Annotated in this window: 20 protein-coding genes; 10 read left to right on the forward strand and 10 right to left on the reverse strand. The window is 72.8% G+C overall.

Features of this window, described 5'->3' with window-relative positions:
* Positions 1–155 precede the first annotated feature (155 nt).
* Both OG406_RS34530 and OG406_RS34535 read left to right on the forward strand, forming a co-directional pair.
* Positions 156–1,391, forward strand: coding sequence for a sensor histidine kinase (locus OG406_RS34530; RefSeq protein ID WP_329189575.1), 1,236 nt, complete (start codon positions 156–158; stop codon positions 1,389–1,391).
* Positions 1,388–2,053: a response regulator gene (locus OG406_RS34535; RefSeq protein WP_164374467.1), complete on the forward strand. Its 666-nt coding sequence runs from the start codon at positions 1,388–1,390 to the stop codon at positions 2,051–2,053. Before OG406_RS34530 ends, OG406_RS34535 begins: the two co-directional genes overlap by 4 nt.
* Here OG406_RS34535 and OG406_RS34540 read toward each other — a convergent pair.
* Both OG406_RS34540 and OG406_RS34545 read right to left on the reverse strand, forming a co-directional pair.
* The gene (locus OG406_RS34540; RefSeq protein WP_267052205.1) at positions 2,014–2,349 is read right to left on the reverse strand and encodes a DUF6332 family protein; all 336 of its coding nucleotides are present in this window, start codon (positions 2,347–2,349) and stop codon (positions 2,014–2,016) included. The two genes, OG406_RS34535 and OG406_RS34540, sit on opposite strands and share 40 nt — an antisense overlap.
* A 75-nt stretch (positions 2,350–2,424) precedes the next feature.
* Positions 2,425–3,906, reverse strand: a complete 1,482-nt coding sequence (locus OG406_RS34545) for an MFS transporter (RefSeq protein WP_266853614.1) — start codon at positions 3,904–3,906, stop codon at positions 2,425–2,427.
* An 86-nt stretch (positions 3,907–3,992) separates the two neighbouring features.
* Between OG406_RS34545 and OG406_RS34550 the strand changes: the two genes are divergently transcribed.
* A complete protein-coding gene (locus OG406_RS34550) occupies positions 3,993–4,430 on the forward strand; it encodes a MarR family winged helix-turn-helix transcriptional regulator (protein ID WP_329189579.1) in 438 nt (145 codons plus the stop codon).
* Positions 4,431–4,562: 132 nt separating this feature from the next.
* Here the strand turns inward: OG406_RS34550 and OG406_RS34555 are convergent, their stop codons facing one another.
* From OG406_RS34555 to OG406_RS34565, 3 genes are all read right to left on the reverse strand, one after another.
* A complete protein-coding gene (locus tag OG406_RS34555) occupies positions 4,563–5,315 on the reverse strand; it encodes a maleylpyruvate isomerase family mycothiol-dependent enzyme (protein WP_266853610.1) in 753 nt (250 codons plus the stop codon).
* Between the two features lie 92 nt (positions 5,316–5,407).
* Positions 5,408–6,574 (reverse strand): MFS transporter, encoded by a 1,167-nt coding sequence (locus tag OG406_RS34560; RefSeq protein WP_266853608.1) that lies wholly within the window; start codon positions 6,572–6,574, stop codon positions 5,408–5,410.
* Positions 6,575–6,816: 242 nt separating this feature from the next.
* Positions 6,817–8,262 (reverse strand): glyceraldehyde-3-phosphate dehydrogenase, encoded by a 1,446-nt coding sequence (locus OG406_RS34565; RefSeq protein WP_164374461.1) that lies wholly within the window; start codon positions 8,260–8,262, stop codon positions 6,817–6,819.
* A gap of 472 nt (positions 8,263–8,734) precedes the next feature.
* Here OG406_RS34565 and OG406_RS34570 point away from each other — a divergent pair, with 472 nt between their 5' ends.
* The gene (locus tag OG406_RS34570; protein ID WP_329189582.1) at positions 8,735–9,847 is read left to right on the forward strand and encodes a GNAT family N-acetyltransferase; all 1,113 of its coding nucleotides are present in this window, start codon (positions 8,735–8,737) and stop codon (positions 9,845–9,847) included.
* A 170-nt stretch (positions 9,848–10,017) separates the two neighbouring features.
* Here OG406_RS34570 and OG406_RS34575 read toward each other — a convergent pair whose 3' ends face one another.
* On the reverse strand, positions 10,018–10,797 hold the full coding sequence (locus OG406_RS34575) for a DeoR/GlpR family DNA-binding transcription regulator (protein ID WP_164374459.1): 780 nt from the start codon (positions 10,795–10,797) through the stop codon (positions 10,018–10,020).
* 121 nt (positions 10,798–10,918) lie between these two features.
* Here OG406_RS34575 and OG406_RS34580 point away from each other — a divergent pair, with 121 nt between their 5' ends.
* From OG406_RS34580 to OG406_RS34590, 3 genes are all read left to right on the forward strand, one after another.
* Positions 10,919–11,800 carry an SIS domain-containing protein gene (locus tag OG406_RS34580; protein ID WP_267052388.1) on the forward strand — a complete coding sequence of 294 codons (882 nt, stop codon included), beginning with the start codon at positions 10,919–10,921 and terminating at the stop codon, positions 11,798–11,800.
* A 34-nt stretch (positions 11,801–11,834) separates the two neighbouring features.
* Entirely contained in the window at positions 11,835–12,698 is an 864-nt protein-coding gene (locus OG406_RS34585; protein WP_329189584.1) for a class II fructose-bisphosphate aldolase, read from the forward strand.
* A 476-nt stretch (positions 12,699–13,174) separates the two neighbouring features.
* Complete coding sequence (locus OG406_RS34590; RefSeq protein ID WP_329189586.1) at positions 13,175–14,404, forward strand: MAB_1171c family putative transporter; 1,230 nt, start codon at positions 13,175–13,177, stop codon at positions 14,402–14,404.
* A gap of 79 nt (positions 14,405–14,483) precedes the next feature.
* Here OG406_RS34590 and OG406_RS34595 read toward each other — a convergent pair whose 3' ends face one another.
* Positions 14,484–15,881: an FAD-dependent oxidoreductase gene (locus OG406_RS34595; RefSeq protein ID WP_329189588.1), complete on the reverse strand. Its 1,398-nt coding sequence runs from the start codon at positions 15,879–15,881 to the stop codon at positions 14,484–14,486.
* Positions 15,882–16,125: 244 nt separating this feature from the next.
* Here OG406_RS34595 and OG406_RS34600 point away from each other — a divergent pair, with 244 nt between their 5' ends.
* A complete protein-coding gene (locus OG406_RS34600) occupies positions 16,126–16,899 on the forward strand; it encodes an AraC family transcriptional regulator (protein WP_267052391.1) in 774 nt (257 codons plus the stop codon).
* Here the strand turns inward: OG406_RS34600 and OG406_RS34605 are convergent.
* On the reverse strand, positions 16,889–18,043 hold the full coding sequence (locus tag OG406_RS34605; protein WP_329189591.1) for a methyltransferase: 1,155 nt from the start codon (positions 18,041–18,043) through the stop codon (positions 16,889–16,891). The genes OG406_RS34600 and OG406_RS34605 overlap by 11 nt on opposite strands.
* 59 nt (positions 18,044–18,102) lie before the next feature.
* Here OG406_RS34605 and OG406_RS34610 point away from each other — a divergent pair, with 59 nt between their 5' ends.
* On the forward strand, positions 18,103–18,756 hold the full coding sequence (locus OG406_RS34610) for an alpha-ketoglutarate-dependent dioxygenase AlkB family protein (protein ID WP_329191072.1): 654 nt from the start codon (positions 18,103–18,105) through the stop codon (positions 18,754–18,756).
* Between the two features lie 152 nt (positions 18,757–18,908).
* Positions 18,909–20,147: an ROK family protein gene (locus tag OG406_RS34615; protein ID WP_266611199.1), complete on the forward strand. Its 1,239-nt coding sequence runs from the start codon at positions 18,909–18,911 to the stop codon at positions 20,145–20,147.
* Between the two features lie 47 nt (positions 20,148–20,194).
* On the opposite strand, the gene OG406_RS34620 is transcribed toward OG406_RS34615, so the two are convergent.
* Together OG406_RS34620 and OG406_RS34625 are read right to left on the reverse strand one after the other, a co-directional pair.
* The gene (locus tag OG406_RS34620) at positions 20,195–21,115 is read right to left on the reverse strand and encodes a phosphotriesterase family protein (protein ID WP_329191074.1); all 921 of its coding nucleotides are present in this window, start codon (positions 21,113–21,115) and stop codon (positions 20,195–20,197) included.
* The gene (locus tag OG406_RS34625; RefSeq protein WP_329189594.1) at positions 21,112–21,699 is read right to left on the reverse strand and encodes a DUF4865 family protein; all 588 of its coding nucleotides are present in this window, start codon (positions 21,697–21,699) and stop codon (positions 21,112–21,114) included. Before OG406_RS34625 ends, OG406_RS34620 begins: the two co-directional genes overlap by 4 nt.
* Positions 21,700–21,705: the final 6 nt, after the last annotated feature.

Genomic DNA, 21,705 nt, shown 5'->3' on the forward strand with positions numbered 1-21,705 from the left:
GCGGTCCAGGCCGTACCCGACACCGGCCCGGCGCCCGCCGGGGTGCGCGCCCACCGCGCTCCCGTCGGGTTCCGTGTCGTACTCCCGGGGGAGTACGGGTGATCACCTCGCCCGGCGGACGCCGGGCGCGTGCCCGGCCGTCTAGCGTGACGGTCATGGAAGAGCAGCGCACGCCCGTGGCCCCGACGGGGGGCGGTCCGCCGTGGCGGCGGTACGGGCCGCCCGGCTGGGACCGCTGGAGCGAGGAGGAGCACGGCACGCGGTGGCCGTGGCGCTCCACGCTGCTGCTGACCGCCTTCGTGCTGCTCGGTTCGACCTTCGCCGCCCACGCCCAGCACGGCGACCGGCTCGGACTCGACGTCTTCGCGCGGGTGCTGCTGCTGACGGGTTCGGGGCTGCTGCTCTGGCGGCAGCGGTACCCGGTGGCGGTCGCGTTCGGCACGGCCACGGTCGCCTTGGTCTACGTCGCCGCGGGCTACCCCTACGGGCCGGTCTTCCTGCCGGTCGCCGTGGGCTGCTTCAGCGCGGTCGTCGCGGGTCACCGACGGGCCGCCTGGACCGCGATCGGGCTGCTCTGGGCGGGGCATCTGCTGGTGTCCCACTGGCTCTACCGCTGGTTGCCGCCGACGGGTGACCGTCCGCCGTCCTGGATGCAGGAGGTCGGCGTAGCGACCTGGGTAGTGGCGGTCGTCGCGCTGTCGGAACTGGTCCGGGTACGCCGTGAGCAGTGGTCCCGTGAACGGGCCGAACGGGCGCAGGCCGCCCGGCGCCGCGCGGACGAGGAGCGGCTGCGGATCGCCCGGGAACTGCATGACGTCCTCGCCCACAGCATCTCGGTCATCAACGTCCAGGCCGGCGTGGGTCTCGCCCTCCTCGACTCCGACCCCGAGCAGGCGCGGACCGCGCTCACCACCATCAAGGCGGCCAGCAAGGAGGCCCTCGGCGAGGTGCGTCAAGTGCTCGACACCCTGCGCGCGCCGGGTGAGGCACCGCGCACCCCGGCGCCCGGACTCGACCGGCTGCCCGAACTGGTCGAGCAGGCGGCGCGCGCCGGGCTGACGGTCGAGGTCCGGGGGGAGGCCCCCGCGTCGGCCCCCGGTACCGACCTGGCCGCGTTCCGCATCGTCCAGGAGGCGCTCACCAACGTCGTACGGCACTCGGGGTCGCGCCGCGCGCGTGTCCGGCTCGATCACGCCGGGGGCCTGCTGCGGCTCCTGATCGACGACGACGGGCCGGCCACCGGCGTGGACGCGGGCGGCAGCGGCAACGGGCTCGCCGGGATGCGGGAGCGGGCGGCGGCGCTCGGTGGCACGATCGAGGCGGGACCGCGCGACGACGGAGGGTTCCGTGTGCTGGCGGTGCTGCCGTGGAAGGCCAAGGAGGACCGGTGATCCGCGTACTGCTCGCCGACGACCAGTCGTTGGTCCGGGCCGGGTTCAAGGCGCTGCTCGACGCGCAACCGGACATCGAGGTGGCCGGGGAGGCCGCCGACGGTGCGGAGGCGGTGCGCTCCGTGCGTGAACTGCGCCCCGACGTCGTCCTGATGGACATCCGGATGCCCGTCCTGGACGGCCTCGCCGCGACCCGTCGCATCACCGGTGACGCCGGCCTGGGGGACGTGAAGGTGGTCATGCTCACCACCTTCGAACTCGACGAGTACGTCTTCGAGGCGATCCGTTCCGGCGCCTCCGGCTTCCTCGTCAAGGACACCGAGCCCGAGGAACTCCTGCGCGCCGTACGGGCGGTGGTCGGCGGCGACGCCCTGCTGTCGCCGGGAGTGACGCGGCGGCTGATCGCCGAGTTCGCGGCCCGCTCGAAGGAACCCGAGTCGGCCGCCTCGCTCGCCGAACTCACCGACCGGGAAAGGGAGGTGATGGCGCTCGTGGGCATCGGCCTCTCGAACGACGAGATCGCGCGGCGCCTGGTCGTCAGCCCCCTCACGGCCAAGACCCACGTCAGCCGCACGATGGTGAAGCTGGGCGCCCGCGACCGCGCCCAACTGGTCGTCCTCGCCTACGAGTCGGGCCTGGTGCGCCCGGGCTGGCTCGGCTGAGCGGCCGGGTTCCCGCCGTTGAAGCGGAACAGCACCGTGGCCACCCGGAGGGCGAAGACGGCGGCGGCCAGGCCGCCGCCCGCGGTCACGAGCATGCGGACGGTGTCCCGCGACAGGTCCAGGAAGAGGGCGGGTCCGGCGACGACCCCGAAGGCGACGGCGGCGACGAACGCTGCGCTGGCCAGGGCGTATCCGATCTCGACGGTGACGGCGTCCCGCTCGGCCTGACCGCGCCGCCCGCCCGTGCCGTCCCTGGCGCCGCGGTCGTGGTCCCTGGGATTCCCGTCGTTGTCCATCTCCTGAGTCAACCGTGCGGTGCCCGGTGGGGCAAGGCTCCACCGGGCACCGCGGGTCGGACGGTCTCGCTCGTCCTAGTCGCGGACGGGCACGCGCTCCTGCTCCGTCGTGCTCGGCAGGGAGCGGGCGACGACGACGGACTCCCGCGGACGCCGGGTGCGCAGGCCCGGCAGGGTGATCAGCAGCCCCGCGAGAGCGATGCCGGTCACCACCATCAGGCCGGGACGGTAGCTGTCCAGGACCGCCTGGGGCGATGACCCCTCCGAGGAGTTCGCGGTGACGGCCGCCGTGACGACGGCGAGGAAGATCGCGCCGCCGACCTGCACGGAGGTGTTCAGGAGACCAGAGACCATGCCCTGCTCGTGGTCGTCGACCCCGTTGGTCGCCTGGATGTTGAGGGACGGGAAGACCAGGGCGCAGGCGGCGCCGATCAGCAGCATGGTCGGCAGGATGACCGCCGCGTAGACGGGGTGGAGGTCGACGCGGAGGAACAGCGCGTAGCCCGCGACCATCAGGGCGAAGCCCGTCGCGATGAGGCGGGGAGTGCCGAACCGGTCGACGACCGCGCCCACCTTGGTGGAGGACAGCGCCACCAGAGCCCCGGCCGGCAGGAACGCCAGCGCGGTGTGCAGGGCCGACCAGCCGAGCAGCGACTGCATGTACAGGGTCACCAGGAACTGGAAGCCGACGTACGAGCCGAAGAACGCCATCGCGCCGAGCTGGGCCCGGACCTGGCTGCCGGAACGCAGCACGCCCAGCCGGATCAGCGGGCTCGGGCTGCGCCGCTCGACGCCGACGAAGGCGCTGAGCAGAACGGCGACGGCGGCGAAGGAGAGCAGCGTGCGGGCCGATCCCCAGCCGGCCTCGGGGGCCTGGACGACGGTGAAGACGAGCAGCAGCATCGAGGCCGTGCCGAGGACGGCGCCCGGGATGTCGTAGCCGCCGTGGTTCTTCTCGCGGTCGCTGCGCGGGATGAGCTTCAGGCCCACGAACAGGGCGACGAGGGCGATCGGCGCGGGCAGCAGCATGGTCAGCCGCCAGCTCGCCTCGGTGAGCAGGCCGGACAGGACGAGGCCCATGGAGAAGCCGGTGGCCGCGCAGGTGGTGTAGATGGACAGCGCGCGGTTGCGCAGCGGGCCCTCGGCGAAGGTCGTGGTGATGATCGACAGCCCCGCGGGAGCGGTGAAAGCGGCGCTCAGGCCCTTGATGAAGCGGCTGGCGATGAGCAGCGGTCCCGAGTCGACGAGTCCGCCGAGCACCGACGCGAGCGCGAAGACGGCCAGGGCCACCAGGAAGACCTGGCGGCGGCCGAGCAGGTCGGCGGCGCGTCCGCCGAGGAGGAGCAGTCCGCCGTATCCCAGGATGTAGCCGCTGACGATCCACTGGAGCGTCGAGGTGGAGAGGTGCAGTTCCGAACCGATGGACGGCAGGGCGACGCCGACCATCGACACGTCGAGGGCGTCCAGGAACATCGCCGCGCAGAGCACGAGCAGGGTTCCCCACAGCCGGGGAGTCCAGCGGTCCTGGGGTGTGGGACGGGTGAGCGGAGAGGTCATGAGGTCAGAGATTACATGCACGCGCATTCAATGCAAATGCATTTAATGACGATGCAACAAAGTGGATCGTTTGCTACGGTGCGGCCATGGCGGCGACGAATGCCGAGCAAGGGCTCGTGGACCAGTGGCGCGACATCCTCGCGGTGCATGCCCGCACGCTGTGCGAGCTCGACCGCGAACTGCACCGGCACGGTCTGGGTGCCAGTGACTTCGAGGTCCTCGACGTCCTGGCCGGGTGCGCCGCGTCGGACGGCGGTTCCTCCTACCGCGTCCAGGAGATCTCCGAGCGGGTCCACCTGAGCCAGAGCGCGCTGTCGCGCCTGATCGGACGTCTGGAGAAGGACGGCCTCGTGACGCGGGGGATGTGCGCGGAGGACAGGCGGGGCGTGCGCGTCTGCCTCACCGCCCGAGGGCGCCAACTCCACGGTGACGTGCTTCCGTTGCAGCGTGCCGTCCTCACGCGCATGCTGGCCGCCGGCCCTGCGGCCCCTGCGGCTGCCGCGCGGACCCGTCTCTGCCCCTGAAGTCGGCTCGGTACCGATCGCCCGGAGCCGGAGCCGGAGCCGGAATTGGCGCCGGAATTGGGATCGGAACCGGAGCGCGGAACCGGGGCATCGCCGGACGCCCGGTCCCTGAGCGGCCTCGTACCGGCGTCGTCAGTTCCAGGTGATCCCGGACGTCTCCCGCCAGAGCGCGGCGACTGAGGTATCGCCGGTCACGTGCGGGAACGGCGCGCGGTTCCACAGGGCGAGATAGAGGAGGTCGGCCGGTCCCGCCACCTCGCAGTCGGCGGGCGGTGCGTCCGCCGCGGACTCGGCACGGTCGTTCACCGGTGCCTGATCCGACAGCCGTACGGTCCACACGGCTCCCGGCATGTCGGTGGCCGTCACGCGCAGCACCCGTGGCTCCTCGCTGCGCACCCTGCTCGTCGGGCGCCCGTGAAAGCCGCGCAGCAGCTCGTCGATGCCGTCGACCGCGAACTCCGCCGCGACCGGCTCCCGTTCACCGCTCCGGGCCGACTCGGCGTCGATCCGGTGCACGGTGGTCTCGTGCGCCTGACGGCGGGCCCAGAAGGCGGGACCGGAGGGTGCCGGCAGAAAGCTCCAGCACCTGAGGTCCGGTGAGGCCCCGGCCAGTGTCTCCACGAGGCGGCCGTGTCCCTCGCGGAACCAGGCCAGGAGATCGTCGCCGTCCAGTTCCGGCAGGCCGCCGTCGGGCCGGTACGAGGTGTGGCCCTCGGCGACGAACGCGGTGGCCCAGCGGTGGACCATGCCGGTGTGCCGCACCAGATCCCTGATCCGCCACCCGGGGCAGGTCACCACCTCCGCGTCGACGCCCGCCGCCTCGGCGGCGGCGCGCAGCAACCGGCCCTCCCGGTCCAGGGTTTCCACGTGCTCGGCAGTCTTCATGCGGCGAGTCTGCACGATCGACCGCGGCCGGGGGAGGCGGTGGAGGACATGCGGCGGGGTGCCGCGTCGGGAAGGCCCGGCTGCGGGGGTGTTCACCCCGTGGCGGCCCGGCGCGTGGCGAATCCGATCAGCGCGGCCACCGCGGCGAGCACGGCGACACTGGTCAGCGCCGTCGGCAGGGAGTACCAGTCGGCCATGAATCCGATCGCGGGCGGTCCGAGCAGCATGCCCCCGTAGCCGAGGGTGGAGGCGACGGCGATACCGCTCGCCCCGGCGAGGGCGCCGGCCCGTTCGATCGCGACGGGGAAGATGTTGGCGAGGCCCAGGCCGGTGACGGCGAAGCCGAGCAGCGCCACCCCTACGGAGGGGGCGAGCGCGCCGAGCAGCATGCCGAGCGCGGCCGTCGTGCCGCCCGCCACGAGCGTGCGGGTGCGGCCGAGCCGTTCGAGCAGCGTCGTCCCGCTCAGCCGGCCGATCGTCATGGCGAGGGCGAAGCAGGAGTAGCCGGCGGCCGCGATCCCCGGGTGGGCCTCCAGGTCCTGCTCCAGGTGGAGCGCGCCCCAGTCCGCGAGCGCGCCCTCGCCGTACGCCGTGCACAGGGCGATGAGGCCGAACACGACGACGAGGCCCCGGGTGCGGCCTTCCAGGCGCCGGGGGGCCGCCCTGTCGTCGCTCCGGGGCCGGTCCGGAGGGACGGGCATGTCGTGGCGCAGCAGGGCGGGCCCGGCGAGGGCGATCACGAGCAGGCCGATGAGGGCGAGGGCCAGCAGGTGGCGCGTCGGGGACAGATGGGCGGCGACCAGCCCGCCGAGTCCCGCCCCGATCATGCCGCCCAGGCTGAACGCGGCGTGGAAGCTGGGCATCACCGGGCGCCGCAGCGCCGCCACGAGATCGACGGCCGCGCTGTTCATGGCGACGTTGATCCCGCCGTAGGCCATGCCGAACACGAGGAGCACGGCGGCCAGTGCGGCCGCCGAGTGGGTCAGCGGCGGCAGGACGACGCTGAGGCAGAGCAGGACGGCGCAGGCGAGGGTGACGGGGCGGCTGCCGTAACGCCGGCAGAGCTGCCCGGTGAAGACCATCGTCACGACGGCCCCGGCGGAGACACCGAGCAGGGCGAGGCCGAGCGCACTGGCCGAGGCGCCGGTCTGCTCCTTCACGGCGGGAATCCGTACGACCCATCCGGCGAAGACGAATCCGTCGAGGGCGAAGAACGTGGTGATCGCGACGCGGAGGCCGGTGAGGGTGGGATCCGGCACGACACTGTGCGGACGGGTTTTGTTTATTAGCGGCACAAACTCACGTTAGGCCGGTGCTCCGCCGAGAGCAAGGGAAGAAGAGGGGCGGCGACGGAGACGGCACTCCGTGCCGCGGTCCGCGGACGCCGTTCCGCGGATCAGGGGGCCTTGGACGGAGCACGGGCTCCCGCTCCCCGCGCCCGGAAGTCCGCGGTTCGCCGTCCCACCTGTCCGGACGGCGAACCGCGGTCCCGCCGGCGGGGTCAGGCCGCCGGAGCCGGGTACGTCGGGTACTCCACCCCGGACACGTGCTGCACCACGCGGATGACCTGGCAGGAGTAGCCGAACTCGTTGTCGTACCAGAGGTAGAGGATCGCGTTGTCGCCGTCCACCTTGGTGGCGCCCGCGTCGACGATCGAGGCGTGACGCGAGCCGATGAAGTCGCTCGACACCGCGTCGGGCGCGTTGGTGAAGTCGATCTGGCGCTTGAGCGGCGAGGTCAGCGAGACGTCACGGAGGTGGTCGAGGACCTCCTCGCGGGTCGTCTCGCGGCCCAGGCGCAGGCTCAGGATCGCGATCGACACGTCCGGAACCGGCACGCGGATCGAGCTGCCGGTGATCGGGGCGTCGAGGTCGGGCAGTGCCTTGGCGACCGCCGAGGCGGCGCCGGTCTCCGTGATGACCATGTTGAGCGGCGCGGAGCGGCCCCGTCGGTCCGAGCTGTGGTAATTGTCCAGCAGGTTCTGGTCGTTGGTGAACGAGTGGACCGTCTCCACGTGGCCGCGCAGGACGCCGTACTCGTCCGCCATCGCCTTCAGCGGCGGCACGATCGCGTTGGTCGTGCAGGAGGCGCAGGACAGGATCTGCTCGTCCGGCTTGATCATGTCGTGGTTGACGCCGTGCACGATGTTCGGGACGTCGCCCTTGCCGGGCGCGGTCAGCACGACCTTGTCGATGCCGGGACGCAGGTGGTTCGAGAGGCCCTCGCGGTCGCGCCACTTGCCGGTGTTGTCGATCAGGATGGCGTCGCGGATGCCGTACGCCGTGTAGTCCACCTGGGACGGGTCGTCGGCGTAGATGACCTTGATCTCGTTGCCGTTGGCGATGATCGTGCTGTTCGCCTCGTCGACGGTGATCGTGCCCTGGAACTGGCCGTGGATGGAGTCGCGGCGCAGCAGCGAGGCGCGCTTGACGATGTCCTGGGCGCCGCCGCGGCGCACGACGACGGCACGCAGCCGCAGCCCGTTGCCGGAGCCGGTCTTCTCGATGAGCAGGCGGGCGAGGAGCCGGCCGATCCGGCCGAAGCCGTAGAGGACGACGTCGCGGCCCTCGCGGCGCTCGATCTTGTTGTCGCCCGTGGCGCCGGAGACCGCCTCGGCGGTGAACTCCTCGACGGACAGGCCGCGCTCGTCCGCCCGGTAGGTCGCCGCGAGCATCCCGAGGTCGATCTGCGAGGGGCCGAGGTCGAGCGTGCTGAGCGTCCGCAGGAACGGCAGCGTGTCGGTGACCGAGAGCTCCTCCCCGGCGATCTGCCGGGCGAAGCGGTGGGTCTTGAGGATGCTGACCACTGACTTGTTCACCAGGGAGCGGCTGTGCAGGAGGATCGTGACGTCCTGCTCCCGGTGCAGCCGGCCGATGATCGGGATCATCGACTCCGCTATCTCTTCGCGAGTCTTCCAGTTGGTGAACGCGTCGTCGTTGACAGTCACAGAATCATCTTTCGAGCTAGGTGGCGCTCATATGCTAACCCGCCCCCTCGGGGTGATCGTTCACGCGGTGTCCACCCGGGCGGAACCCGGGACTCCGGCCGGCGTTCGTGAACCCGCCGGCCGGCGCTCCGGCGGCCCGCCGGTGTACCCGTGACGTCGGGTCGCCGGGTGCGGAAGGTCCTCGCCTTCCGTCCTGGACCCTTTCGTTGTGGTAGGCACCCTTGACAGCGTGCGTACTGTTTCGCGACGTTTGAGCCCTGCCGATCGCATTCGGATCTCGGCGCTCGACCGGGGGGCGAGGCGCAGTGCGGCGCGGATCGGCGGACATCGGAAAAGTGGCAGGACGCGGACAGCGCGTCATGGGGGGAGCTGTCGCCCATGCGATCCATCAACGAAGATCCACACGCCCCGACGGCCTGTGTTGTGACCGGCACGTCTCTCGCAGCACCCACGGAAGGGCGGTTGATCTGAGGTGGAGATCACGAACCACAGACTCGACGGCCTGAGCGTCCCGCTGCGCGAGGCCTGGCACCGGGCGATGGACGAGTCGCCCGAGTACGCGAATCCTTTCCTGGCACCGGAGTTCGCGACCGGGGTCGGCAGGTTCCGGAAGGGCGCCCAGGTCGCCGTCCTGCACGAGGGAGGGGAGCCCGTCGGCTTCCTGCCCTACGAGCGCAACGTCCTCGGCGCCGGCAGAGCCGTCGGCCTCGGACTCTCCGACTGCCAGGCCCTGGTGCACCGACCGGGGATCACGTGGGACGTCCAGGAGGTGCTGCGCGCCTGCGGGTTGTCCGTCTTCGAGTTCGATCATCTCGTCGAGGAGCAGAAGCCGTTCGGCCGGTTCGTCACGGGAACGTTCGCCTCCCCGGTCGTCGATCTGAAGCCGGGGGACAGCGGCTATCCGGAGTGGCTGCGCAGCGCGTACCCGGGCCAGGCCAAGACGACCTTGAAGAAGGAACGGCGGCTCGCCCGCGACGTGGGCGAGGTGCGGTTCGTCTTCGACGAGCGCGACCCCCGGATGCTGCGCACGCTCATGCGCTGGAAGTCCGCCCAGTACCGCAGGACCGGACGGATGGACCGGTTCGCACGCCCCTGGATCGTGGACCTGGTGGACCATCTCTTCGACGTCCGCGAGGAGCACTTCACCGGTGTGCTGTCCGTCCTCTACGCCGGGGACCGGCCGGTCGCCGCCCACTTCGGACCGAGGTCCCGCAGTGTCCTCGCGGCCTGGTTCACGGCGTACGACCCCGAGTTCCACCGCTATTCGCCCGGCCTGATGATGCACCTGCGGACCGCCGAGGCGGCCGGCCGGAACGGCGTCAGCGTCCTGGACCTGGGGCGCGGGGACAAGGAGTACAAGGACTGGCTGAAGACCCGCGAGCTGCGCGTGGCCGAGGGCTTCGCCCACCGCCCCCACCCGGTGGCGGCGGCGCACCGGCTGTGGCGCCGGCCCGTGCGGGGCCTGCGGAACACGGTTCTCGCCCATCCCGAGCTGCGCGACCCGGCCGACCGGCTGCTCAAGACGGTGGGCAACCTGCGCGCCTCGGGGCGCGCCCGGCCCGGCGCCGGCCCCCCGGCGGACTGACCAGGCGGCCCGGGAACAGGACCATCGGAGCGGGGGCGCCGAGGCCTTCGTGCCGAGGCTGCCTCCGCACGCGGGCGCGGCGCGGACCGTCCGGGTGCGCGTCCCGCGTCTCCGGAGTGCCGGCGGAGGCCGGGGCGTCGGGTCGGGCGAGGCGGTGGCGGTCCCGTACGTCAGACCGTGACGACCTCGACGCCCGCCTCCTCGAACTGGCGCACCGTCGCCGGAGCCACCGAGGCGTCGGTGACCAGCGTGCCCACCGCCTCGGCCGCGCAGATGCGGGCGAACGCGCGCCGGCCGAGCTTGCTGGAGTCGGCGGCGACGATCACGCGCTCCGCGCGTTCGCACAGCAGGCGGTTGATCGCGGCCTCGGCCTCGTCGTGCGCGGCGGCACCGTGGACGGCGTCGAAGGCGACCACGCCGAGCACCGCGACATCGAGGGTGATCTGCCCGAGCACACCGTCGGCGAGAGGCCCGATGAGTTCGTAGGACTGGGGTCTGGCCACACCGCCCGTGACCACGATCTTGAACTGGGGGCGCACCGCCAGTTCGTTCGCGATGTTCAGGGCGTTCGTGACGACGGTGAGCGCGGGGGAGCCCGACGCCAGATCCGGACGTACCGCCAGGGCGCGGGCCACCTCGGTCGTGGTCGTGCCGCCGGTCAGCCCGACGGCCTCGCCCGGAGCGACGAGGCCGGCCACCGCCTTGGCGACACGCTCCTTCTCGGAGGCGTGCCGGGCCGTCTTGTAGCGCAGGGGCAGTTCGTACGAGACCCCGTGGACGACCGCGCCGCCCCGGGTGCGTACGAGCATCTGCTGTTCCGCGAGCTGGTCGAAGTCGCGCCGGATGGTCGCCGCCGACACCTCCAGCCGGGTCGCGGCCTCCTCGACGTCGAGGCGGCCCCGCTCCACCAGCAGGTCCAGCAGCGTCTTCCAACGGGCGTCGCGCGACATCCGCCTCTCCCTTGCTCGTTCCTCCGCGACCCTAGCGCACCCCACCTCACCTCGAATGCTTGATTGTGCTCGAAAACTCGCTATATCTTGCAAGAACAAGCATCTGTGGGAGGGGTACCGCATGACCCATGTCGAGGACGAGCTGAGCAGTCAGCCCGAGTGCTGGATCCGCGCCGCCGAAGAGGCCGCCGGACACGGGGCCGCGCTGCCCGCGGCGGGGGAGCGGGTCGCCATCGTGGGCTGCGGCACCTCCTTCTTCATGGCGCAGGCCGTGGCCGCGCTGCGCGAAGGGTCCGGGCAGGGCGAGACGGACGCCTTCGCCGCCTCGGAGTACCCGCAGGGCCGCTCGTACGACCGCGTGGTCGCCCTCACCCGTTCCGGGACGACCACCGAGGTGCTGGAGCTCCTCGGACGCCTGCGCGGACACACCCGGACGACGGCCGTCACCGCCGACCCGCACACCCCGGTGATGGAGGCGGCCGACGACATCGTCGTGCTCGACTTCGCCGACGAGCGGTCCGTCGTGCAGACACGGTTCGCCACGACCGCGCTCACCCTGCTCCGGGCCCACCTCGGTCTGCACACGGACGCCGTCGTGGCCGACGCGCGCACCGCGCTGGAGACGCCGTTGCCCGAAGGGCTCGTCGACTGCGCCCAGTTCACCTTCCTCGGCCGCGGCTGGACCGTGGGCCTCGCGAACGAGGCCGGGCTCAAGATGCGGGAGGCGTCCCTCGCCTGGACCGAGGCCTACCCGGCCATGGAGTACCGCCACGGCCCCATCAGCGTCACCACCCGCGGCACCGCCACCTGGATGTTCGGCGAGGCCCCCGACGGGCTGGCCGAACAGGTCCGCGAGACCGGCGCGCTGTGGGTCGGCGGTGGACTCGACCCGCTCGCCGAACTCGTCCGCGCCCAGCGCCTCGCCGTGGCCGTCGCCGCCGCCAAGGGCCTCGACCCCGACCAGCCGCGCCACCTCACCCGCTCGGTGATCCTCAGCAACTGACGCCCGCTCACCCATCCATAGAGAAGGAGGAGTTGTGCCCCTCGCAGCTACCGGTGAGCTGGTCGCCCGGGCCGCGGCGGCGCGGACCGCCGTCGCCGCGTTCAACGTCATCACCCTGGAACACGTCGAGGCCGTCATCGCGGGAGCCGAGTCGGCCGGCGCGCCCGTCGTCCTCCAGGTCAGCGAGAACGTCGTCACCTACCGCTACGGCCGGCTGCTCCCACTGGCCCGGGCGGCCAGCGCCGCCGCCGAACGCGCCGCGGTTCCGGTCGCGTTGCACCTCGACCACGTGCAGAGCGACGACCTGTTGCGGCAGGCGGCCGGCGCGGGATTCAGCTCCGTGATGTACGACGCCTCCCGCCTGCCGTACGAGGAGAACCTCACCGCGACCCGCGCCGCCGCCGACTGGGCCCACGCCCAAGGGCTGTGGATCGAGGCCGAGTTGGGTGAGGTCGGCGGAAAGAACGGTGAACCGCCGCGCGACGCTCACGCGCCCGGCGCCCGTACGGAGCCCGGCGAGGCCCGCGCCTTCGTCGGCGACTCGGGGGTGGACGCCCTCGCGGTGGCCATCGGCAGTTCGCACGCGATGACCACCCGCACGGCCGCTCTCGACCACGGCCTGCTCAAGCGGTTGAGCGCGTCGCTTGGCGTCCCGCTCGTCCTGCACGGATCGTCGGGGGTGCCGGACGGTGAACTGCGGGCGGCCGTCGAGGGCGGCATCGCCAAGGTCAACGTCGGCACCGCCCTGAACATCGCGATGACCGCCGCCGTCCGGGAGTTCCTCGCCGCGCATCCCGAGGCCGTGGACTCGCGGAAGTACCTCAGTGTGGGGCGGGAGGCCATGGCGCGGACGGTGGCCGGACTCATCGGCGTGCTGCGAGGTGCCACCGATCGGTAGCCGAAGCACGTCGTCCTGACGGGCGACGACCGCGAAGCAGGGCCTCCCGCCGCTCGGGTGACGATCACCACGAGCCGCGCGGGAGGCCCTTTCCCGTCCCCGGGCCGGACCGAGTTCCGCAGGCGACCGTTCGCACGGGTGACAACGTGGCTAGTGTGAACAAGTATGAGAGAAGGCCGAAAGGGCACGGCAGGCTCGCGCGTGAGGCACCCTTCCGGAGGCCTTCCGGGCAGGCGTCCCGATGCCCCGTTGACGCGAGGAGCAGGAGTTGGCGGTGATTCGTAGAGGTCCGAGCCGACACCGGGCCCGGCGCGTGACCGCGGCGTCGAACGGCGGGCGCGTGGCTGGTTTCCGCACCTCGGAGCGGTGCGCGGGACGCCCGTGCGCCGGTGGCGGCGGTGAACCGGCCCCGGCCGGGTGTGCGTTGGATCGCGGGGCGCGCGAAGGTTCCGCACGGCCAGGGTCTGTGGGCTGACGTGAGCGGACTGATCTACTACTTCGCCGCCGCCGTCCTCTGGACGGGACTGGCGGCTCAACTGCCCGACCTGTGGCGTCACAGGGGAGACCCTCTCAAGCAGTCCTTCTGCGCCGTCATCTTCCTGTCGGGACTCTGCTTCGTGCTCGGCGCGCCGCCCACCGTGGCCCTGGTCAACGGGCTGACGGGGATACCCAACGTCGCCGCGCCGCTTGCCTATGCGACGGTGACCGCCTTCAGCGCGGCGTCCCTCATCCTCATCGTGCACTGGCGGGGTACCGACCCGGTCCGCGTCCGTCGCACCGCCCGGGCCTGGCTGTTCAGTTATCTGGGGGTGATCGCGGCCCAGGGCGTGCTGTTCGCGCTGGGCGACACCCCCGTCGAGCGCCGCGCGGACTTCGACACCTACTACGCCGCGACGCCGTTCATCCGCGAGATGATCGTGCTCTACCTGGCGGCCCATCTGGTGGCCGCAGTGACGACGACCGTGCTGTGCTGGCGCTGGACCCGGCAGGTCAGACGGTGGGCCCGCAGGTCGTTGGCCCTGCTCGTCGTGGGCTGGCTCTTCACCAGTGCCTACGGTGTCGTCAAGTTCGTGGCGCTGACGGCTCATTGGCTCGGACACCGTTGGGACGGACTCAGCACCAGCGTCGCACCCCTGGTCGCGGTCGGCGCGTGCCTGGTGTCGGCCGGCTACATCCTGCCCGTCGTCGGACCGCGCGTCGACTCGGCCATCACCTTCGTACGACTGCGCCCGCTGTTCCGGCTGCTGGCCGGACCCACCGGTGGCCGGCGCTTTGTCGCGCCCCTGTCGTGGCGGACCGTCGGCGACGTCGATCTGCGGCTCACCGCCCGGGAGACGGCCATCCGGGACGGTCTCAAGCGGCTCGCCGGTCAACTCGACGACCAGGTCAGGCGGCGGGCCTACCGGGAGGCGCTCGCCGCCGGACTCCGTGCCGCCGACGCCGAGGTCATCGGCATGGCCGCGATGGTCGCCGTCGCCGCGCTGGCCGAGGCCCCGTCGCGCGCCGCGGAGACCGGCACGGTCGGCATCACGGTCGGCGACATCGACGTGGTGGTGTCCGTGAGCGCCTTCATGAGGCCGTCCGGCGCGGGGACGGGGGCCCTGGACACGGGGCAGCCGTCGTTGCTGAGCCTGTCCAGGGCGGTGCGCACCCCCATCGTCGACGCGGCGGTCCAGTCACGCAGGACCGCGGTGCGGCAGCCCTGAACCGGCCCGGTCCGACCGGCGGTTCGCAGGGGTCCGGGCGGGAGGCGCCGCGTCGGGAACCCGGCACGGCGCCTCGCCGTCAGGCGCCGGAGGTGTCGGCGCCGTCGAGGAAGGCGCTCTCCTCGGGCGTCAGCGGCGGTCCCGACAGAGGCTCCAGGACCGGTCCCTTGAGGGTGGCGAGCAGAAGACGCGGATGGACGAGACGGCTCGCGTCGGCCTGCAGCGTGGTGACCGCGCACATGGCGGCGGACACCTCGTACGAGGTGGTGGCCACGCGCGCCATCCGCCCCATGTAGCGGCTGAGGATCCGGTCCACGAACGTCGGAGCCTTGCCCACGACGTCCGGGAACCACTGGTCCTGCGAGGTGCTCAACGCGTAGGCGGCCCCGACGGACCGGGCGGCGTCGCGCTGGACTCCGCGGGCGAACCCGGGCGCGGTGACGTCGCCGTCCCGCAGCCGGTGACTCAGGGCCAGCGCGCCGAGCGCGGCGACGGACATGCCCTGTCCGTAGACGGGGTTGTACGTCGCGACGGCATCGCCGAGAACGACCAGACCCTCGGGCAGCGCAGCCTTCTCGAAGCTACGGCGCCGGTTGCGGGTACTGCGGCTGAGGGACACCTCGCCCAGGGGTTCGGCGCGCGAGATGAGCTGCCCGATGAGCGGATGCCGCAGCTCCAGGGCGAAGCGCGTGAACTCCTCGGGATCCGTGGTCGGTTCGCCGCCCCGGGTGCCTCCGAGACTGACCAGCCAGCGGTTGTCCTCGATCGGCACGAGGTTCCCCGAGCGTCCCGGCAGGTTGTCGACGGGGTCGGCTCCGACCTGCGTCAACGGGATGGTCTCCGCACCCGGCGGGATACGGAAGACACGGCTGGCGTAGACGAGACCCGAGTCGACGTCGTCGCTGGGTGTGCCCGTCACCCCGAGCGTCTCGAGCCACTGCTCGGCCCGTGATCCCCGGCCGCTCGCGTCGACGACGAGGTCGGCGTCGAGGTCCTCCTCGCCGGCGCCCGCCACCACGCGTATCCCCGTGACGCGCCCGGCGTCGCCCAGCAGCGCCACCGCTTCGCCTTGGCGCACCGTGACCCCGGTGGTGCTCAGAACGGCGTCGCGGACCGTCCAGTCGAGCAGGTCGCGGCTGCAGCAGGTCAACAGCAGCTCGTCGGTCACCTGCGGCCAGCGCCGGAACCAGCCCTGCGGGCCGAGGCCCAGCATGCCGGTGAGGGACTGCTCGCGGGCGCCCGCCGCGAGCAGCCTCTTGCGGATGTCGGCTCCGGGAAGGAGTTCCTCGATGGCCGCGCGGCCGCTGGGCAGCAGAATGTGCGCGTGCCGGGCCTGCGGGAGTCGCCTGCGCGGCCGTGGCCCGTCCGGGAGTTCGTCCCGGTCGACGACGATCACCTCGTCCACGGACCTGGACAGGGCCGCGGCGGCGAGCATCCCGGCCACGCTCCCCCCGATGACGACAGCACGGCGTGACATGATTCCCCTAGTTGTCATGGACTTTGCAATGAGTGGGCGAACTCACCCTATGTTCGCGCGAGTCCATGTTCACCGGAGATCGGAAAGTGCACCGGTTCGGTCGGAGAGGAACAGCGTCGACTGCCATCGCACGATGCGTGATCGCCCCTTACGCGGTGAAACGGGCGACCGTCGGGCGGTGCGGGTGAGGTCCACGCCCGACACCGCCCCGGGCGGTCCGGACCACCCCTGGTACTTTTCCCCCGTGCGCGAGACGGAGCTGTACCTCCGTGAGCCGCCCGGTGTGGCCGGTGTCGGCGTCGGCGTGCATGGTGTCGCGAGTGCCACGGACGTGTTCCGGCTGCCGGAGCTGTGGCAGCTGCACCTCTACCAGTACGAGGCCGAGCTGACCGTCGACGGCACGGCGCACGTCGTCCGGCCCGGCCGGGTCAGCCTCGTGCCGCCCGGCGCCACGGTCCGGTTCCGCTACCGGGGCCGCTCCGAGCACCTCTACGCGCACCTGCGCATCACCCCCACCGGCCCGCCCCGGACCGTTCCCGTCGTGCAGGACGCCGGCCCCGAACTTCCGCTGCTGTCGGCGTTGTTGCTGAGCGCGGTCGCGGCCGCCCCGGCGCAGCCCGACCGGTCCCGGGCGGAGATCTGGGCCGCACTGTGGCGCGTCGCCGACCTCGCGCCCGCCGCTGCGGCACGACCCGGGCCGCACCCCGCCGTCGGCACCGCCATCGCCCACATCGAGGCCCGTCTCGCTGCCCCGCTGACCATCCCGGAGGTCGCGCGCGCGGCGGGGGTCTCCCACAACCACCTCACCCGGCTGTTCCGCGCCGAGACCGGCGGCACCGTCGTCGCGTACATCCGCCGCCGCAGACTCGAGCGGGCCCACCACCTGCTGCGCGCCTCGACCCTCTCCATCCCGGCCGTGGCCGCCGCCGTCGGCATCCCCGACCTCCAGGCGTTCAACAAGGCGTGCAGGCGCGAACTGGGCGCCCCGCCCCGGGTCCTGCGCGGCGCTACCGGCTGACGTCCTTCCTGACGGCCCGCAGGATCACGAACTTCGCGTCCCCGGCGACCAGTTCGCTGTTGCCGAAGAGCCGTCGCAGCTTCAGGTGGTAGTCGAGGTGGCGGTTGCCGACCACCCACAGCTCGCCGCCGGGCCGCAGCGCGTCGCGGGCGTCCGAGAACATCCGCCGGGCGGTCGTGTCCGTCGTCGCCTGGTGGGAGTGGAACGGCGGGTTGTTCACGACGAGATCGACGCTCCCGGCGGGGACGCCCGCCAGACCGTCGGCGACACGGAACTCGGCGGTACCGCCCGCGTTCGCCCGGTACGTCGCCTCCGCCGACGCGACCGCCTGGTACGACTCGTCGACGAAGAGCACGTCGGCTTCCGGGTTCGCCAGCGCCAGCGCCGTACCGACCACCCCGTTCCCGCAGCCCAGGTCGACGACCCGCTCCGGGCCCCGGCTGCGCGGCAGGTGCTGGAGCAGGAAGCGGGTGCCGATGTCGAGACGGTCGGCGCAGAACACGCCCGCGTGATTGACGACCGTGCGTCCCGAGACGATCCCGATGTCCTCGGGGAGCCGGTAGCTCAACGGCCAGGGGTTCGCCTCCCGGGCGATCCCCGGCAGCGGGGTGCAGAAGATGAGCCGGGCCTTCTTCTCGGCCAGCGAGGTGCGGGTGGGGCCGAGGATCCGCTCGAACAGCCGGAGCGTGGAGGTGTGGATCTCCTTGACCATCCCGGTGCCGACCACGACGGTCCCTTCGTGCACCGCGGGCGCCAGCCGGTTCAGCTGGTCCTCCAGCAGGGCGAGGCTCTTCGGCACCCGGACCAGCAGCACGTCGATCCGCCCCGGAGGCGGGTCCTGGGTGGTGAGCAGCCGGACCGGCGACGCGTCGGCACCGGCCCGCGCCAGGTTCGCCCTGGTCGCCTGGTGCGCCAGGTGGGAGTCGGTGATCTGCGTCGGCCCGGCGTCGGACAGCGCGGTGGTGAGCGCGCCCCACCGGTCGCCGACGATCACGACCGAACCCGTCAGGTCGGTCCCGCTCTCCGCGAGGTGCCGGAGCAGATAGGTGTCGGCGGCGTCCCACGCGCGCAGGGGATCGCGGGGGTCCTCGGGAAAGCGGGCGAGCTCGTGGTCGCCCCAGGGGGTGGTCATACGGTCGGTCATCGTGGGTCAAGGCTAAGCGACACAGGTCGACGGGGGTGCGCGAGGATGGAGGCATGTCGATGGACGCGGAGCTCTTCCCCCGCAGCCGTCGGGAGATCGCGCCCGGCGCGGTCCACCTCCCGGACTGGCTGGACGCGGACCGTCAGCGCCGGCTCCTGGAGGACTGCCGCGCCTGGGCACGGCCACCCGCCGGCCTGCGCAGGGTCCGGACCCCCGGGGGCGGCATGATGACCTCCCGGCAGGTCTGCCTCGGCTGGCACTGGTACCCGTACGGGTACGCCCGCACGGTCGTCGACGGTGACGGCTCCCCGGTGAAGCCGTTCCCCGACGAACTCGGCGAGCTGGCCCGCGCGGCGGCCCTGGACGCCCTCGGCGGCGATCCCGGCGCCGGCGGGGCCGCGTACGACATCGCGCTGATCAACTTCTACGACGCCGACGCCCGTATGGGCATGCACCAGGACGGCGACGAGTCGTCCGACGCCCCGGTGGTCTCCCTCAGTCTCGGTGACACCTGCGTCTTCCGGTTCGGGAACACGGAGTCCCGGACGCGGCCCTACACGGACGTCGAGCTGCGCAGCGGTGACCTGTTCGTGTTCGGTGGCCCGTCACGGCTCGCGTTCCACGGTGTGCCACGGGTGTACGGCGGCACGGCGCCGCCCGAGTTGGGGCTGACCGGACGGCTGAACGTCACGCTCCGGGCCGGCGGGTTCTGAGCGGTACTCGCGCCGTGGCGCCGGCCACCTGGCGGACGGGCGGCGCGGCGCGGAGCGGACGCGACGTCCGGCGCGGTCCGGTCCCGCGCCCCGCACGGGCCGACCCGACCGGCCGGGCCACCGCGGGAGCGGATCATGGGAGACTCACCCTCATGAACGGCAAGGCGGGCCCCCGGACGGCGGGGGACGGGAACACGCGGACACGGCTCGACCGGGGGCGCGGGGCGCTCGGACCGGCCCTGGAGCTCGTGCACACCGGGCGTGCGCCGACGCGTGCCGTGCTCACCGCCGAACTCGGCGTCACGAGGGCGACCGCGGGCGCGGTGGCCGCCGAACTGGAGGCGCTGGGGCTCATCCGCGTCGACGCCCGGCCCGGTGCCGCCGCCGGCTCCCAGGGACGCCCCTCGCACCGCCTGGAGGTCGCCGAGGACGGGCCCGTCGCGCTCGCCGCCCAGGTGCACGCCGACGGGTTCCGCGCCGCGCTGGTCGGCCTCGGCGGCCGGATCGTCGCCACCGCGCCCGGCTGCGAGGCCGTCGACGCCGACCCGGCGAAGGTGCTCGGCTCGGTCGTCGAGGCCGGCGCCGACCTGCTCCGGGCGACCGGCCGCCGCTGCGTCGGCGCGGGACTCGCGGTGCCCTCCGCCGTCGCCGAACCCGAGGGACTCGCCCTCAACCCGCTGCACCTCGCGTGGCCCGCCGGAGCCCCGGTCCGGCAGATCTTCGCCGAGCGGGTGCGCGCGGCGGGCATCGAGGGACCCGCGTTCGCCGCCAACGACGTCAACCTCGCCGCGCTCGCCGAACACCGGCACGGAGCGGGCCGCGGCGCCCGCGACCTGCTGTGCGTGGCCACCGGACACCGCGGCGTCGGCGGCGCGCTCGTGCTCGACGGCCGCCTGCACACCGGCAGTTCGGGGCTCGCCCTCGAAGTGGGTCACCTCACCGTGAATCCCGAGGGGCGCCCCTGCTACTGCGGAAGCCGCGGCTGCCTCGACGTCGAGGCCGACCCACTGGCCTTCCTCACCGCCGCGGGACGTGCACCCGGCCCCGAGGTGTCGCTGCTCCAGCAGTCCAACGAACTGATCCGCGACGAGTACGCCGATCCGTCCGTGCGCCGTGCGACCGAGGCGCTCATCGACCGGCTCGGCCTCGGGCTCGCGGGCCTCGTCAACATCCTCAACCCGGACCGCATCATCCTCGGCGGACTCCACCGCAGCCTGCTGGACGCCGACCCCGACCGGCTGCGTGCCGTCGTCGCCGACCGCAGCCTGTGGGGCCGCAGCGGTGTGGTGCCGATCCTGGCCTGCACCCTGGACCACAACAGCCTGGTGGGCGCGGCCGAGCTGGCGTGGCAGCCCGTCCTGGACGACCCGCTGACCGCTCCGGCCGCCTGACCGCTCCGACCGCTCCGTCCGCCTGACGGCCCGGACGCCGTCCCGTCTCAGGAACGCCAGGCCACGCCGAAGGCGCGGGCCGGATTGCCGGTGAGGATCCGGTCCACCAGGTCCTTCCCCAGGGCGTGTTCGAGCCGGGGGCGGACGCGGCGCAGCAGATACGGCAGTCCCGGGCCGCCGTTCACCGACCGGGCTGCCGCGGTCGTGGTGTCGCCCCCGAGCAACAGGCGTTCCCCGAACCCGGCGTCGGCCAAGGCCCGTACGGCGTCCGGCATGCGCCAGTCGGTGGCGTGGTTGGCGCGGGAGGGACCGTCGAACGCCAGGAAGGCGCCCGCCCCGGCGGCCTCGCGCTGGACCACGAGGTCCGGGGATCGGTTCAGATGTCCCAGGATCACCCGGTCCGGCGGCACCGTCAATTCCCCGCACAGCAGGTCGAGTACGTCGAGGGCGGCGGTCCCCAGCTCCAGGTGGACCGCGATCGGCGCACCGGTCGCGTGGTGGGCCTCGGCCGCCGCCGTCATCGTCCACCGGGCGTGCGCGTCCACCGCGTGGAAGGCGCCCGCCACCTTGATCAGCCCGGCGCGGACACCGGACGTGCCGATGCCCGCGGTGAGTTCGGAGACGAAGAGGGCCGCAGGGTCGCGGCGCAGTCGCCGCAGCAACTCCGTCTCGTAGTGGGCGGCTTGGTGGAGTCCGGTCGCCGCCACGACGTGCACCCCGGTGTCGCGCGAGATCAGCGGCAGATCGGCGGCGCGCCTGCCCAGCCCGTACGGCGTCCACTGGACCACGGCCGCGCCGCCCTGTTCGCGGAACGCGGCCAGCTCGGCGCGGGCGGCGGACGCGTCCCGCAGTTCCTGGCCCGGCAGCCGAGGGCTGCCGAAGAAGAGGTGGTCGTGGGCGTCGCACACCCCGAGGGCCTCGGGCGGCAGGTCCCCGAGCACCGTACGGACGGTGGCGGCCGGGCTCACCACTGCCGGCCCCGGGGGAGCGACTCCCGCTCCGGCCGGGAGAGATGAAGCACCTGGAAGACCTCACCGGCCGCCCTGGGGGAGGCGCCGGCGGCCCAGAGCGAGAAGTGGACGATCTCCCAGTGCCGCGGATCGACGGCGGCCGCCGCGCTCACCACCCCGTCCAGGGACGCGAGCCTCGTGGTCTCGCGCACCGCCTCCGCCATCACCTCCGACAGGTCCGTCCCCTCGGCCACGGGCCGACGGCTCCGGACCGCGGCCACGGGCGCCGAGCCGGCGGCGCCGCCCTCCTCGTGGGCGAGGCCGGTCCAGTGCTGGACGACAGGGCGCCCGAAATCGTTCACCAAGCCCTGGAACGCGCCACCCCAGAGGAAGGAGTTCATGCCCTCGGTGGTGTTCCACAGGTAGAACGGCGCGTACTGGTTCACCGGGGAGCCGCCGACCCCGCGTTCGCGCATCAGATACGCCTTGAACCCGAGGCCGTCCCAGGCGTCGAGCAGATGGCCGACCCGGGCGACGCGGTCGCGGACGACCGTCATGTCGTAGTCCGCGGGAAGCGTGATCTCGTACTGCATCGCGTGCATGGCGGA

The sequence above is a fragment of the Streptomyces sp. NBC_01428 genome (assembly GCF_036231965.1).
GTDB lineage: Bacteria > Actinomycetota > Actinomycetes > Streptomycetales > Streptomycetaceae > Streptomyces.